Consider the following 15,033-nt stretch of genomic DNA (forward strand, 5'->3'; position numbering starts at 1 on the left):
GGACAGGCTGGAGGCGCAGGGGCTTTCGACGACGGTGGCGGACCTGCGCTTCGCCAAGCCGCTGGACAGCGATCTGATCCGCCGGCTGCTGGCCACGCATGAAGTGGCGATCACGGTGGAGGAGGGCGCGGTCGGCGGCCTCGGCGCGCATGTGCTGACGCTCGCCTCCGACGAGGGCCTGATCGATGCCGGCCTCAAGCTGCGCACCCTGCGCCTGCCCGATACATTCCAGGACCACGACAAGCCCGATCGCCAATATGCCGAGGCCCGCCTCGACGCAGACGCCATGGTCGAAACCGTCCTCACCGCTCTCCGATCCAATTCGGCGGCGATGTCGCGCGGGCAGATCGCTTGAAGGCTTGGGTCTTCGGGCTCGTCATGGTTGCTGATGCCGCGTCAGCCGCCACGGGCACGCTCTCCGTGCGCGTCACCAACGTGCGTAACGCGAGGGGGCGCATCCATGTCGACATCTGCCCGGAGGCGAAATTTCTCAAGGATGATTGCCCCTATTCCGGCAGCGCGGCCGCCGAAGCGGGAACTGTGATCGTGCGGATCGAGGGCGTTCCCGAAGGGCGCTACGCCGCGCAACTGTTCCACGACGAGAATGGCAACGACAGGACCGATCGGGGCCTGTTCGGTATCCCGACCGAAGGCGTGGGCTTTTCCAACGACGCACCGATCCGGCTCGCGCCGCCGCGTTTCGCCGATGCGGTGTTTGCGGTTCCGGGCGGTCCGCAGACCATTTCGGTGCGGATGCGCTATTTCACCGGCCCATCCGGCCCGCCAGAGCGGAAATAGGCCATCATGGGCTGGGTGCAGAATCTGGTGATGGCCAGCGTCCGCCGGCCATGGCTGACGAGCCTCCTCTGCCTGGGGATCGCGATCCTTTCCGGCATGCTCACCGCCCATCGCTTCGCGATGACGACCGATACGGCGGCGCTGATTTCGAGCGATGTCGACTGGCGGCGCCAGGAACGGGCGATGGAGACCGCCTTTCCGCAACTGCGCGACAATATGCTGATCGTGGTGGATGGCGCCACGCCCGAACTGGCGGAGAGCGCGGCCGCCCGCCTCGCCGCGCGGCTGGGCGCGGATCGCACGCATTTCCATCGCGTGTCGCGCCCGGACGGCGGCGATTTCTTCGCCCGCGAGGGGCTGCTTTTCTCCTCGCCCGAAGAGATACGCGCCACGACGGCGGCCCTGGTGGAGGCCCAGCCCCTGCTGGCGCCGCTCGCCGCCGATCCCAGCCTGCGCGGGATTGCCGGCGCGCTTTCGACGATGCTCGACGGTGTCGAAACGGGCGCCGCGTCGCTCGACCGGATCGATCCGGCGATGCGCGCGCTGGCGACCTCCGCGGAAGCCGCGCTGGCCGGCAAGCCCGCTTTCTTCTCCTGGCAGACGCTGCTCGCGGAGAAGGGCGGCGCGACCCGCCCGCCGACGCGCCGGCTGATCCTCGTCCAGCCGGCGCTGGATCATGGCGCGCTGATGCCGGGAGAAGCGGCGAGCGCGGCGGTGGCGGCCGAGGCGCGCGCGCTGGGGCTGGATGCGGCGAGCGGCGTGCATATCGGCCTGACGGGCGAAGTGCCGCTGGCGGACGAGGAATTCGCCACGCTGCAGGAGAATATCGGCTTCGTGGCGGCGGTGATGCTGGCGGCGATGCTGCTCACCTTGTGGCTGGCGACGCGTTCGGTGCGGCTGGTGGCGGCGATCCTCGCCACGATCGTGGTGGGGCTGATCGCGACGATGGCGGCGGGCCTGGTCGTCGTCGGCCGGCTCAACCTGATCTCCGTGGCCTTCATCCCGCTGTTCGTGGGGCTGGGCGTCGATTTCGGCATCCAGATCTGCGTGCGGTTCAACGCCGAGCGGATCGAGGGCGCGCCCTTCGCCGATGCGATGGCCCGCGCCGCCGAAGCGCTCGGCACGCCCCTGCTGCTGGCGGCAGGCGCCATCGCGCTGGGCTTCTGCGCTTTCCTGCCCACCGCTTACGTGGGCATCGCCGAACTGGGCGTGATCGCGGGGCTGGGCATGATCATCGCGCTCGCCTTCAGCCTGACGCTGCTGCCGGCGCTGATCCTGCTGCTTCGTCCCCCGCCGCCCACGCGGGAGATGGGCTTCGCGCGGCTGGCCCCGCTGGATCGGATGCTGGCGCGGCGACGGGGCGCGATCCTCGGCGCGTTCGGCCTGTCGATGGTGGCAAGCATCGCGGCGCTTCCGTGGGTGGCGTTCGATTTCAACCCGCTTCACCTGCGCGATCCGGGCGCGCCGGCCATGCGCGCGTTGCTGGACCTGACCCGCGATCCGGATCGCACGCCGAACGTGATCGACGTGCTGGCGAAAAGCCCGGCCGAGGCGGCGGCTCTGGCGAGGCGCCTGTCCGCTCTGCCGGACGTGCGGCAGGTGGTTTCGCTCGACAGCTTCGTGCCGGAAGACCAGCCTGCCAAGCTCGCCATGCTTTCCGATGCGGCGATGCTGCTGGATCTGGTCGTCAATCCGCTGGATGTGGCGCCGGCGCCGGGCGACGCGGACGTGGCTTCGGCGCTGCGCGACGTGGCGGGCAGGCTGAAGCGGGCCGGGGCGTCCGGCGGGCGGACGGGGGCTGATGCGATCCGGCTGGCCAATGCGTTCGCGCGGCTGGCTGACGGGGATGCGCCGGGCCGGGCGCGGTTCGGCGCGGCGGTGGTGCCTCCGCTGAACGTGATGCTCGATCAGATCCGCGCCACGCTCCAGGCCGGGCCGGTGACGGCGGCCGACCTTCCGGCCGATCTGCGGCGCGACTGGGTGGCGCCGGACGGCCATGCGCGGCTCCAGCTCTTTCCGAGCGGCGATGCCGGCGACAATCGCACCCTGCGCCGGTTCCGCGCGGCGGTCGCCACGGTGACACCCGCCATTTCCGGCCTGCCTGTGGCGACGCAGGCCGCAGCGGGAACGGTGGCGGGTGCCTTCGTGCAGGCCGGCATCATCGCCTTCGCGCTTGTCAGCCTGCTGCTGTTCGCGGTGCTGCGCGACGTGCGCGAAGTGGCGTTCACGCTTGCGCCGATCATCCTTTCGATCTTTCTGACGCTGGGAACGTGCGTGCTCATCGGCCAGCCGATCAATTTCGCCAATATCGTCGCCTTCCCGCTCTTGTTCGGGATCGGCGTGGCCTTTCACATCTATTTCGTCATGGCGTGGCGGCGGGGCGAGACGGCGCTGCTGCAATCGAGCCTGGCGCGCGCGATCCTGTTCAGCGCGCTGGCGACCGGCACGGCATTTGGCAGCCTGTGGCTGTCGCGGCATCCCGGCACGGCGAGCATGGGCAAGATCCTGATGATCTCGCTCGTCTGGACGCTGATCTGCGCGCTGATCTTCGAGCCGGCCCTGCTGGGGCCGCCTCGTCAGCGCGAGGGCGGCGCTTCCGGCTGAGGCGGAGCTACGTCGGCGGGAGGCTGCACGTTGGCGGGATCGGTGGCGGGCGCGGGGGGCGCCGCCGGATCGGCGAGGGGATCGAGGGGCGTCGCTGGCGATGGGGCCTGCCCGCTTTCCGGGGCTCCCGCCGGATCGATCATGGGATCGGGATCGAGCATCGGATCGCCGAGGTCGGCCGCCTCGCCGGGCAGATTGCGCCCCTTGGCCTTGAGGCCGGCGATTTCGGAGGCGCGCGTCTGGAGATAGGCTGAGCGCAGCGTGGCATAGGGATCCAGCGCGGTGCGATAGAGGGCGTTCAGCTCGTCATCCGCCTCGGCCCGCTGATCCAGTCCGGTGAGCACGCCCTTTGCGACCTGATAATCCGTGCGATCGAAGGGTGAGCCGACGGCGAGGGGCAGAACCAGCCCGTCACCCGTTCCACCGATCAGATCGCGCAGCGTGCTTGGCCCCAGGACGGGCACGAAGATGAAGGGGCCGGGCTTCACGCCATAATAGCCCAGCGTATCGCCGAAGCCGTTCGGCCTGTGCGGCAGCTTTTCCGGCGTGGCCACGTCGATCAGGCCGCCCACGCCCAGCGTGGAATTGATCGCGAAGCGGCCGAACGTGCGCATCGCGCGGCCGGGACGCAGCTGGAGCACGTCGTTCACGAACACGATCGGCTCGCCGAGATTGCTGAACACGTTGCGGATGCCCGAGCGGACGACCCTGGGCACGACATGGCGATAGCCCAGCGCCACCGGGCGCAGCACCGCCTTGTCCAGCTTCTGGAACACACGGAACATCGTCCGGTTGAACCCTTCCCACGGATCGCCGGGGGCATGTTGCGGCCGGGCGGGGCGGGCTTGCCCGGTCGGCTGGGGCGGCTGGGCCGGCAGCGTGGCGACCGGCGCGATCACCAGACACAGGGCGATGATCCGCGCGGGGCCCCTCACCCGCTGGTCTTCGCGTTCAGGGCCTCGATATGCTGGATCAGCGCCTTGGCGCCGCCGCGTTGCAGCACGGTGGCGAAATCGGCGCGGCGCGTGGCGAGCTGGCTGATCGCGTCGCGATAGAAGACGTCGATGATCTTCCAGCCGCCGGCCGACTGGCGCAGGCGATAGGCGATCGCCGTGGGCTTGCCGCCGGACGCGACGAGGCTGGTCCGCACCAGCCGATCGGTGCCGCGCGCCTGATCGTTCGGATCGACGATGATGCGCTCGCCGGACCAGCTATCGAAATTGTCGGCATATTGGGCGATCGTCATCTTCCGAAACGCGGCGAGCAGGGCCGCCTGATCCTGGGGCGAAAGGCCCGGCCACGCGCTTCCCACCACCAGCCTGGTCATCAGCGGCAGATCGAAGCTGCGATCCACGATCGGGCCGATGATCGCCTCCCGCCCGCGCTGGCCGGCGCCCTTGCCGGCCTTCATTGTAGCGATCAGGCCATCGCTGAGCGCCTGTACGGGGGCGCTGGCCGGGGCCTGCGAAAGGGCCGGGGCCAGGGGGGATATCAGGCAGGCCAAGGCCATGCCGATCATCGAATGACGCATCGAAAATACTCGTTCGCTTCGCTGGCGGCCGCGATAGCGCCGCCAGACAGACAGGTCCATCGGCGTGCGGTGCAACATAATGCTTTTGCCACGCACAACCTCGCGCTAATTAGGATAACCGGCCTGAGCAGGGGGCGCAGGCGCGGTGAATGACTGCGATGGAGGTCGCGTGACCGGTTCCTTAAGCTCCCCCTCTCCCGATCCGAACAGCGATAGACTGCAAATCCTTCTGGCCCAGCCGCGCGGTTTCTGCGCCGGGGTGGTCCGCGCGATCGATATCGTGGAGAAGGCGCTGGATCGCTATCAGGCGCCCGTCTACGTCCGGCATGAGATCGTCCATAACCGCCATGTCGTCGATCGGCTGCGCGGCAAGGGCGCAGTCTTCGTCGAGGATCTTTCGGAGATCCCGGCCGGCTCGGTCACCATTTTCAGCGCGCATGGCGTCGCGCGGTCCGTGCAGGAAGAGGCGAAGCTGCGCCAGCTGCCGACCCTGGATGCGACCTGCCCGCTCGTCACTAAGGTCCATGTCCAGGGCCGCCGCTATGCGAAGGGCGGGCGGGATCTGGTGCTGGTGGGCCATGCCGGCCATGCCGAGGTGGTCGGCACGATGGGGCAGATCGATGCGCCGATCCATCTCGTCTCCACCGTCGAGGATGTGGAAGGGCTGCCGATCGATCCCGACAAGCCGATCGCCTACATCACCCAGACCACGCTGAGCGTGGACGATACGCGATCGATCATCGCCGCGCTCCATGCGCGCTTCAGCGATGTCGAGGGGCCGGACGTCTCCGAAATCTGCTATGCCACACAGAACCGGCAGACGGCCGTGCGCGCGCTGGCGCGGACCAGCGATCTGCTGATCGTCGTCGGTGCGCGCAACAGTTCCAATTCCAGCCGCCTGCGCGAAATCGGCGACGAGATGGGCGTGCCGAGCTATCTCGTCGACGATGGCGACGGCGTCGATCCGGCATGGCTGGAGGGTGTCTCCACTGTCGGCCTCACGGCGGGTGCCTCGGCGCCCGACGAACTGGTGCAGAGCGTGATCGCGGCGCTCGGCCGGATCCGCCCCGTCGAGGTGCGCACACTGGACGGCGTGGAAGAAAAGGTGGAGTTCAGCCTCCCGCCCGAATTGCGGCACCCCGTCGCCACCCCAGAATCCGTCGAGTAGGTTTTCGTATGACGTTGCCCCTCAGCCAGATCGCCCGCCTCGGCGCCTATACGCTCCGCCAGCATATCAAGGGCGGGCGTTACCCGCTGGTGCTGATGCTGGAGCCGCTGCTCCGCTGCAACCTCGCCTGCAAGGGTTGCGGAAAGATCGACTATCCGGACGCGATCCTGAACCAGCGGCTCAGCTATGAGCAGTGCATGGAGGCGATCGACGATTGCGGCGCGCCGGCCGTCTCGATCGCCGGGGGCGAACCCCTGCTGCATCGTGACATGCCCCGGATCGTGAAAGGCTATATCGCGAAGAAGAAATTCGTGATCCTTTGCACGAACGCGCTGCTGCTGAAGAAGAAGATCGACGATTACGAGCCTTCGCCGTTCTTCACCTGGTCGATCCATCTGGATGGCGATCAGGCCATGCACGACAAGGCGGTGTGCCAGGACGGCGTGTATGATGCCGCCAAGGAGGCGATCGCGCTCGCCAAGGCGAAGGGATTCCGCGTGCAGATCAACTGCACCGTGTTCGACGGCGCCGATCCGGAGCGGGTGGCGGCCTTCTTCGACGATATGGAGGCGAGCGGCGTGGAGATCACCATCTCGCCCGGCTATGCCTATGAGCGCGCGCCCGATCAGGAGCATTTCCTGAATCGCGAGCGGACCAAGAATTTCTTCCGGGATGTCTTCGCGCGCGGCAAGGGCGGCAAGGCCTGGACCTTCACCAATTCGCCCCTGTTCCTCGATTTCCTCGCGGGTAACCAGACCTATGAGTGCACGCCCTGGTCGATGCCGCTGCGCACCGTCTTCGGCTGGCAGAAGCCCTGCTATCTGGTGGGCGAGGGCTATGTCGATACGTTCCGCGAGCTGATGGAAGGCACGGACTGGGACGATTACGGCGTCGGCAAATATGAGAAATGCGCCGATTGCATGGTGCATTGCGGCTTCGAGGGGACGGCGGCGACCGATTCGATCCGGCATCCCCTGAAGCTGCTGAAGATCGCGATGAAGGGTGTCCGCACCGAAGGGCCGCTCCAGCCCGACATCGATCTTTCGCGCCAGCGCCCGGCCGAGCATGTCCATTCGACCCATGTCGAAAAGGAGCTCGAGAAGATCCGGATCGCCAATCCCAAGGCCGGCAAGCGGGTGGTGGACGTCATCAAGGCCTGATCCCGCCTGCCGGCGGGAGGAGAGCGGGCCAGCGACGCCCCGCCGATGCGCTCTCCGTGCGCCGCCAATGCGCTCTTCCGCGCGTTGGCAAGGCGCCTCTCAGATGGCGCCGGGAAAGCCCATGCGCGGCCCGACCAGAGCGGCGCCGTGGCCCAGCGCGCGAAATGCCTTGGCGAAGCCCGCCATCGTTCGCGTGAAATCGGGGATCTGCGTGGGGCGGGCGGCGAGCGAGCGGAGCATCGCGGCGCCATCCATCGTGCCATCCGGCTTCATGCAGACGGTGATGGCGTGGGGCAGGAGATGATCCACACCGTCCGAGATGCAGCGCAGGATCGTGAAGGGCAGGCCATGCGCGGCCGCGATGCGCGCGGCGACATGGCTTTCCATATCGACGGCGAGCGCCCCGTGCTTCGTGCCCAGCGCCCGCTTTTCCGCCACCGTATCGATCATGCGGCCATCGGCGAAGAAGCCGCCGATGCGGGCCGCCGGCAGCCGGGCCACCAGCGCATCGCGCCAGGCCGGATCGCAGGCGAGATCGAAGCCGCCCGCGATGCGATCACCCACCACCCAGTCCCCGATCGCGAGGCCATCGGCCAGCGCGCCGGTGAGGCCGAAGCTGATGATGCCGATCGCGCCGACGGCGGCCGCATCCAGCGCGATGGCGAGGCCGGCGGCATCGCCGCCACCGGCGACGGTGACCACCCCCGGCTGCCGGATGAGCGCGGCCTCACGATTGAAGCCTGTGGCCGCGATGACATGGCTCACATCCCGTATCCGACGCGTGTGCTGTTGGAGCGCTGGAGGTTGCGATAGCGCGCGATCGCCCAGAGCGGGAAATATTTCGGATAGCCGTGATATCGCAGGTAGAAGACGCGCGGGAAGCCGCCGCCCGTATAATATTCCTGCCCCCACAGGCCATCGGGGTCCTGATGGGCGATCAGCCAGTCGATGCCGCGTTCCACGCTTTCCGATTGCGTTTCCCCCGCCGCCATCAGGCCGAGCAGCGCCCATGCCGTCTGCGAGGCGGTGGAGGGAGCCGGCGTGTAACCGGCATAATCCAGCGCATAGCTCTCGCAATCCTCGCCCCAGCCGCCGTCCGGATTCTGGACCCGTTTCAGCCAGCCCGCGCCCCGGGCCACCACCGGATGATCGAACGGCAGGCCGACCGCGTTGAGCGCGCACAAGGCCGACCAGGTGCCGTAGACATAATTGACGCCCCAGCGGCCAAACCAGCTGCCGTCCGCCTCCTGCTCCTTCTCCAGATAAGCCAGCGCGCGGGCCATGCGCGGGCTCGTCTCCGGCGTCTCTCCCAGTTGCGCCAGCAGCGAAACGCAGCGCGCGCTCACGTCCACGGTCGGCGGATCCAGCAGCGCGCCATGATCCGCGAAGGGCAGGTTATTCAGATAATCATGGCTGTTGTCCGCATCGAACGCGCCCCAGCCGCCATTCCGGCTCTGCATGCCCACCGTCCATTCCACGGCGCGATCGATCGGCATGCGATCCGCGACATGGGCTCGGTCCATCGCCATCGCCACCACGGCGGTATCGTCCAGATCGGGATAATGCGCATTGTTATACTGGAAGGCCCAGCCGCCGGGGCGCAGGCCCGGGCGCTCGCCGATCCAGTCGCCCTCCACATCCAGAACCTGAAGCGGCGTGAGCCAATCGAGCGCGCGGCCCGCGCGCGCCTCGGCATCCTCGCCGCCCGCCTCCAGCATGGCGTGCGCGGCCAGCGCCGTATCCCAGACGGGCGAGACGCAGGGCTGGCAATAGGTTTCATCCTCGCGGTGGACGAGCAGCTTTTCCACCGAAGTGCGCGCGATCTTGCGCGCGGGATGATCCTCGGCATAGCCCAGCGCATCGAACATCATCACGCTGTTCGCCATCGCCGGGTAGATGGCGCCCAGCCCATCCTCGCCATTGAGGCGTTCGAGCACGAAGGCCTCGCACGCCGCGATCGCCCTGGCGCGCAGCCGCTTCGGCCACAGCCCGTCGCACAGCTTCAGCCCGCGATCGAGCCCGTTGAAGAATGTGGTCCACAGCCATTTCGGATCGGCCACCTTGGTGCCCGGCCGCACGGCGCGCCCGGTATAAAGCTCATCGACCCGGATGCCGCGCGGATTGCGGGCGATCGGCTTGAGCGCCCCCAGAACGAGGAGTGGCACCACGACCGTGCGCGCCCAATAGGACATTTTCGACAGATGGATCGGGAATCGGCGCGGCAGGAGGATGATCTCCGGCGGCATGGTCGGCACGGCGCCCCATGGGCCGGCACCGAACAGGGCGAGCTGGATCCGCGTGAAGACGTTGGCCGCCGCGGCGCCACCTGCCGTCAGGATCGCGGCGCGGGCATCGGCCATGTGCGGCGCATCCACGGAATCGCCGATCATCTTGAGCGCATAATAAGCCTTCACCGTCGCGCTCACATCGAAGGCGCCGCCGTGAAACAGGCCCCAGCCACGATGCTCCGGCGATTGGATGCGGCGCAGATAGCGGCCGATGCGCGCCTCCAGCCCGGCATCGACGGGCTCGCCCAGATAATGGCGCAGCAACACATATTCGGCGGGAATGGTGGCATCGGCCTCCAGCTCGAACACCCAATGGCCGTCCTCGCGCTGCTGCGCGGCCAGCGCGGCGGTGGCGCGATCGACGGCCTGCTCCAGCGCATGGGGGGTGGTCTGCGATGGGGCGGGATGGCGGAGGAAAGTGACCATGGCCGCTGCTAGCGCGCTTCGCGTCCGCCCGCCAAGCGGGCTGCGGCCTCGCCCGATCGCAGGGCGCCCTCGATCGTGGCGGGCAGGCCGGTATCCGTCCAGTCGCCGGCGAGGAACAGGTTGCGCCAGCGGGTGGCGGCCGGCGGCCGGCGCCGATCCTGATCGGGGGTCGCGGCGAAGGTGGCGCGCTTTTCCTTCACGATCTGCCAGGCGGGCATCGGCGCGCTGATATCCAGCGCGTGGCAGATATCCGCCCAGAAGATCCGGGCCAGCGCCTCCCGATCCATGCCGAGCAGGCGATCGGCGGCGCTCACCGTGACGGAGAGCCGATCCGGAAACGCGAACAGCCATTCCGCCGTCCCGCCAAGCAGACCCAGCATGGCGGGCGCGCCATCGGGCGGAGGCAGCGCGAAGTGACCGTTCACGATCGAGCGGAACATGTCCGGCGCGTCGATCTCCGGTAGAAGCGCGGTCGCCACCCAGGGCGGCACGGCGAGCACGATCGCCTCGTCCGGCGCGACGGATTGCGGGCCATCCCCCCAATCGAGGGCGGTGGCCCTGTCTCCTTCCAGCCGGATCGCGCGGAGGCGCCGGCCGAGCGTGACCGGGCTTCCCTGCCCGGCGAGCCACACCAGCGCGGGATCGATGAAGGCGGCGGAGAGATCCGGCCGGGCGATGCGCGGGCGCGTGGCGAGACCACCCCTGGCGATCGTCTCGCGCAGCACGGCGGCGGCTAGCCGATCCGAGGATTCCGCGGGCGCGGTGTTGAGCGCGGCCAGCAGCACCGGCTCGATCAGCTTCGACCAGACCGGGCCTGCGGGGTGAACGAGCGCATCGATCCGGCCGCCGCGCGGGCGGAGCAGGCGGGCGAGCGAAAGATAGTCCGTGGCGCGCGTGCCAGGCACGCGCCGCGATGCGCGCAGCGTCCACCACGGCACCCGACCATCATTGATCCGCACCGCCCAGCGCGCGCCGTCCGCCCTGTCGAAAAAGGGGAAATCGGCATGGGCCGGCCCGGCGAGCGGCGCGGTCGCGCCGATGGCGGCGCGAAACCGCGCGACCGCCGGATTGCCCGACAGGACCAGATGATTGCCATTGTCGATCGTCAGCCCAAGCTGGGGATCATGATAGGAGCGGCATCTGCCACCGGCCTGCGGGGCGGCATCCGCGATCGTGACCGACAGGCCCGCCCGGCGCAGCCAGACGGCGGCGGACAGGCCGGCGAGGCCGGCACCCGCGATTGTCGCCCTGCCGAAGCTCAACGCCGGAGGCTCAGCCGCAGCATCGTCCAGAGCAAGGCGAGCTTGGAAACGCGCACGCGCCGGCGCGGCATGCCCCAGCCGATCGCCTCCATGCGCGCAAGGAGCTGCGAATAGGCGGCCGCCATCAGGCGCGGCGCGATCAGGTGGCCGCGCGGCCGGCCGGCGAGGATCGCCTGGGCCTTGGTGAAATGGCCGTGTGCATCCCGCGCCAGAACGCGCGCGACGCGATCGATGCCGGGCCGGGCGGCGACCCCGGCGGGGCTGTCCAGCGCGATCCCGGCCGCGACCAGCTCTTCCCGGGGAAGATAGACGCGGCCGATCGCGGCATCCTCATCGATATCGCGCAGGATGTTGGTGAGTTGCAGAGCGCGGCCGAGATGGAAGGAGAGCGCCTTGCCGGGCGCCTCGTCCATGCCGAAGACCCGCACGGACAGCCGCCCCACGGCCGAGGCGACGCGATCGCAATAGAGATCCAGCACGGCCGCCGTGGGCCAGCATATGTCGGCATCGACGTCCATCTGCATGCCATCGATCACGGCATGGAAATCCTCGCGCGCCAGGCGGAAATCACGAACCGCATCGGCCAGATAGGCTGCCGGACCGGAATCGCCGCCGGCATAGAGCGCATCGATCCCCCGGCGCCACGCATCGAGCGCCGCCGTGCGCTCGTCGCGCGCACCCCTCTGATCGTCGGCAATGTCGTCCACGGCGCGGCAGAAGGCGTAGATCGCATACATTGCGTGCCGCTCGCGGCGCGGCAGCACGCGCATCCCCGTATAGAAGGAACTGCCCGCCACCTGCGCGTGCAGGTCGTTCGAGATTGCGTTGCTCGTCATGCCTTTTGCCGGAAGAGATTGCGGAGAATCGCGACGCCCGCCAGCGAAACGGCCTCCACGCCATTATGGTGAACGCGTTCGGACAGCGGATCGCGCGAGACGAGGCGCCGCGCCAGGCTTTCGGCCAGGCGCTGGATGATGGCGACTTCCGCCGAAAGCCGCCGATCGCGGATCATCGTCGCGAAGCCGGCGCTTTCGGCGAGCAGCGCCTGCGTCTTGCGGGCGGCGGCGGCGATCGTGGCGCGCAGGGCCGGGGATGCGGCCGGTGCGGCGAGATCCTCGATCCGGGCGCCGGATGCGGCGAGCATGTCGGCGGGGATATAGACACGGCCGATCGCGCGATAATCCTTGGCGCAATCCTGGAGGTGATTGATGATCTGGAGCGCGGCGCACAAGGCATCAGAAGCGGGCCAGCAGCGCCGATCCTCGCCATGGACATCGAGGACATAGCGGCCGACCGGCATCGCCGAGAGGCGGCAATAGGCGATCAGCTCGCCCCAGTCCGCATAGCGATTCACCGTCACATCCTGTTCGAACGCGGAGATCAGTTCCTGCGCATGGATCGGCGAGAGATCGTGATCGATCAGTACGCGGCGCAGCGCGAGCGCCTGTTCGGTGCGGCCGGTGCCGTCCAGCCCGGCGCGCATGCCGCCCAGAAGGCGGAGCTTCTCGTCCGGCCGGGTGCCGGAATCGTCGGCGATATCATCGGCGGCGCGGGCGAAGCGATAGAAGGCCATGATCGGCGCCCGATGCGCGCGCCTGATGATCGCGCTTGCCACCGGGAAATTCTCGTCCCGATGGCCCTTGCCGGAAGAGGGTGCCGCCGTAGCCATCAGCGGCCGTCCATAGCCTGTGCGCGGCCTTTCCAGAAGCCGCCGCGACCACGCGCATGCGCCCAGGCCGATTGCAGCGTGCATCCGGCATAAAAGGCAGCGATCGCCGGCAGGGCAAAGCCCCAGAGGGAGGAGCGGCGATAGAAATGGAGCATGGGCTGGAAGGATATCGCCATCAGCGCCCATGCCGCGAGCCCCAGCCAGCGCGCCGGCCCATGAGCGAACAGGGCGAGCAGCGGCGGGGCGGCATAGACCAGCGCGAGACCGGCGACCGTGCCCGCCAGCAGCAGCGGGGAATAGCGCAGCTGGGCATAGGCGGACCGCGCGATCATCGCCGCCACCGGCCCAAATCCTTCATAGGGGCGGATGCTCACGGAGCGATCGGTGAGCCCCAGCCAGATCGGGCCCTGCCGCTTGAGCGCGGCGCCGAGCGCGCAATCGTCGATCAGCGCGGATCGGATCGCGGCGATGCCGCCTGCCGCGCGCAGGGATTCGCTGCGCACCAGCATGCAGCCGCCCGCCGCGGCACCGATCCCGCCCGGACGGTTCACGCGCGCGAACGGATAGAGCATCTGGAAGAAGAAGACGAAGGCGGGCACCAGCATCCGCTCTGCCAGCGTCTCGCAGCGCAGCTTCGCCATCAGCGACACCAGCGACAACTGGCCCGCCTCGGCGCGGGTGACGAGCATCCGCAGCGTATCCGGCGCGTGGGCGATGTCGGCATCGGTGAGCCACAGATAGCGCGGCTGGTCGGCGGCGGCGACGCCCTGGTCGACGGCCCACAATTTGCCCGTCCAGCCCGCCGGTAGAGGCGCGCCGGTCATGATCGCCAGCCCTTCGTCCGCGCAGGTCCGCCGCGCGATCGCGCCCGTGCCGTCGCTGCTGCCATCGTCGACGAGGATGATGCGGAAGCGGCCGGGATAGTCCTGCGCGACGAGACTGCCGATCGATCGGGCGATCACATCCGCCTCGTCGCGGGCGGGCACCACCGCCACGACATCGGGCCAGTTCGCGGGCTCGGCCGCGGTTCCGGCGGTATCGCGCTCGGCGGCCAGCCAGAAGCCGCCATTGGCGAACAGCAGGCCCAGCCAGATGGCGAGCGAGAGCGAGGCGATGGCGAGGATGGCCACCATCATCGCACCATCCCTTTGTCGCGGAACCAGTCGATCGCCTCGGCCAGCGCCTGTTCACAGGGGCGGGCGGAATAGCCCAGCTCGCGCATGGCCTTGGCCGAACTGTAGAACATCGCGTGTTTCGACATGCGAAGCCCATCCAGCGTGAGGAAGGGCTCTTTGCCTGTGAGCCGTGCGCGCTGTTCGTTGAGCCAGGCGAGCGGGAGGAGGGGGGCTGCGGGCAGGCGTATGACGGGCGGGCGGCGGCCGACCAGACGCGCGATCGTGGCGAGCATCGCGGCGAGCGTGACGTCCGTGCCGCCGAGAACATAGCGCTCGCCGATGCGGCCGCGATCCAGCGCGAGGATGTGCCCGCGCGCGACATCGTCGACATGGACAAGGTTCAGCCCGCTTTCCACGAAGGCCGGCATGCGCCCGTTGGCGGCCTCAACCACGATCCGCCCGGTGGGCGTGGGGCGTACGTCGCGCGGGCCGATCGGCGTCGACGGATTGACTATCACCGCCGGAAGCCCGGCCGCGATCATGGCCTCGACGAGGCGCTCCGCTGCGACCTTGCTCCTTTTATAGGCCCCGATCACCTGATCCTCGCGCCCGGGGCGGGTTTCGTCCGCGGCACCGGCCGGATCCGGCAGCAATGTCGCCACGCTGCTGGTATAGACGATCCGCTCGACGCCCGCGCGCAGTGCGGCCTCCATCACGATCCGGGTCGTCTCGCGATTGTTGCGGACGATCGATTCGGGATCGGGCGCCCACAGCCGATAATCGGCGGCGACGTGGATCAGGTGGCGCACGCCCCGCATCGCCGTGGTCACTGCGGCCTCGTCGCGCAGATCGGCTTCCACCAGCTCGCCCGGAAAATCGACGAGATTGCCCCGGGGGCTGGAGGCACGGGCGATGCCCCGCACGGCCCGGCCTTCCTGCGCGAGCGCGCGGGCAACGGCCGATCCGATGAAGCCCGATACGCCGGTTACGAGCGTCACGTCGTCCATCGCCG

General features: G+C 68.8%; 14 protein-coding genes. 5 read left to right on the plus strand and 9 right to left on the minus strand.

What is annotated here, in order from left to right; genetic code table 11:
- The 3 genes from DI605_RS19785 to DI605_RS19795 all read left to right on the plus strand — a co-directional run.
- Positions 1-355 (plus strand): transketolase C-terminal domain-containing protein (locus DI605_RS19785; RefSeq protein WP_293977246.1); only part of this gene is annotated, 355 nt, incomplete at its 5' end.
- The gene (locus DI605_RS19790) at positions 352-798 is read left to right on the plus strand and encodes a DUF2141 domain-containing protein (RefSeq protein WP_293977248.1); all 447 of its coding nucleotides are present in this window, start codon (positions 352-354) and stop codon (positions 796-798) included. The genes DI605_RS19785 and DI605_RS19790, both read left to right, overlap by 4 nt.
- Positions 799-804: 6 nt before the next feature.
- Positions 805-3,402 carry an MMPL family transporter gene (locus DI605_RS19795; protein ID WP_293977250.1) on the plus strand — a complete coding sequence of 866 codons (2,598 nt, stop codon included), beginning with the start codon at positions 805-807 and terminating at the stop codon, positions 3,400-3,402.
- Here DI605_RS19795 and DI605_RS19800 read toward each other — a convergent pair.
- Complete coding sequence (locus DI605_RS19800) at positions 3,375-4,337, minus strand: VacJ family lipoprotein (protein WP_293977252.1); 963 nt, start codon at positions 4,335-4,337, stop codon at positions 3,375-3,377. The genes DI605_RS19795 and DI605_RS19800 overlap by 28 nt on opposite strands.
- Complete coding sequence (locus tag DI605_RS19805; RefSeq protein WP_293977254.1) at positions 4,334-4,933, minus strand: ABC transporter substrate-binding protein; 600 nt, start codon at positions 4,931-4,933, stop codon at positions 4,334-4,336. The genes DI605_RS19800 and DI605_RS19805 overlap by 4 nt, the downstream gene beginning before the upstream one ends.
- A gap of 217 nt (positions 4,934-5,150) precedes the next feature.
- On the opposite strand from DI605_RS19805, the gene ispH reads away from it, so the two are divergent.
- Positions 5,151-6,101 (plus strand): 4-hydroxy-3-methylbut-2-enyl diphosphate reductase, encoded by a 951-nt coding sequence (ispH, locus tag DI605_RS19810; protein WP_293977313.1) that lies wholly within the window; start codon positions 5,151-5,153, stop codon positions 6,099-6,101.
- 8 nt (positions 6,102-6,109) lie between these two features.
- The gene (gene hpnH, locus DI605_RS19815) at positions 6,110-7,261 is read left to right on the plus strand and encodes an adenosyl-hopene transferase HpnH (protein ID WP_293977256.1); all 1,152 of its coding nucleotides are present in this window, start codon (positions 6,110-6,112) and stop codon (positions 7,259-7,261) included.
- Positions 7,262-7,360: 99 nt separating this feature from the next.
- Here hpnH and DI605_RS19820 read toward each other — a convergent pair whose 3' ends face one another.
- From DI605_RS19820 to hpnA, 7 genes are read right to left on the minus strand one after another with little or no spacing between them, the layout of a single operon-like run.
- Positions 7,361-8,026 (minus strand): phosphorylase, encoded by a 666-nt coding sequence (locus DI605_RS19820; protein WP_293977258.1) that lies wholly within the window; start codon positions 8,024-8,026, stop codon positions 7,361-7,363.
- Positions 8,023-9,975, minus strand: coding sequence for a squalene--hopene cyclase (gene shc, locus DI605_RS19825; protein WP_293977259.1), 1,953 nt, complete (start codon positions 9,973-9,975; stop codon positions 8,023-8,025). The genes DI605_RS19820 and shc overlap by 4 nt, the downstream gene beginning before the upstream one ends.
- Positions 9,976-9,983: 8 nt before the next feature.
- Complete coding sequence (gene hpnE / locus DI605_RS19830; RefSeq protein WP_293977261.1) at positions 9,984-11,237, minus strand: hydroxysqualene dehydroxylase HpnE; 1,254 nt, start codon at positions 11,235-11,237, stop codon at positions 9,984-9,986.
- Complete coding sequence (hpnD, locus tag DI605_RS19835; RefSeq protein WP_293977263.1) at positions 11,234-12,073, minus strand: presqualene diphosphate synthase HpnD; 840 nt, start codon at positions 12,071-12,073, stop codon at positions 11,234-11,236. The genes hpnE and hpnD overlap by 4 nt, the downstream gene beginning before the upstream one ends.
- Positions 12,070-12,906 (minus strand): squalene synthase HpnC, encoded by an 837-nt coding sequence (gene hpnC, locus DI605_RS19840; RefSeq protein ID WP_293977265.1) that lies wholly within the window; start codon positions 12,904-12,906, stop codon positions 12,070-12,072. Before hpnC ends, hpnD begins: the two co-directional genes overlap by 4 nt.
- A complete protein-coding gene (locus DI605_RS19845; RefSeq protein WP_293977267.1) occupies positions 12,906-14,042 on the minus strand; it encodes a glycosyltransferase in 1,137 nt (378 codons plus the stop codon). The genes hpnC and DI605_RS19845 overlap by 1 nt, the downstream gene beginning before the upstream one ends.
- Complete coding sequence (gene hpnA / locus DI605_RS19850) at positions 14,039-15,028, minus strand: hopanoid-associated sugar epimerase (protein WP_293977269.1); 990 nt, start codon at positions 15,026-15,028, stop codon at positions 14,039-14,041. Before hpnA ends, DI605_RS19845 begins: the two co-directional genes overlap by 4 nt.
- Positions 15,029-15,033: the final 5 nt, after the last annotated feature.

This window comes from Sphingomonas sp., assembly GCF_003248515.1.
Taxonomy (GTDB): Bacteria; Pseudomonadota; Alphaproteobacteria; order Sphingomonadales; family Sphingomonadaceae; genus Sphingomonas_I.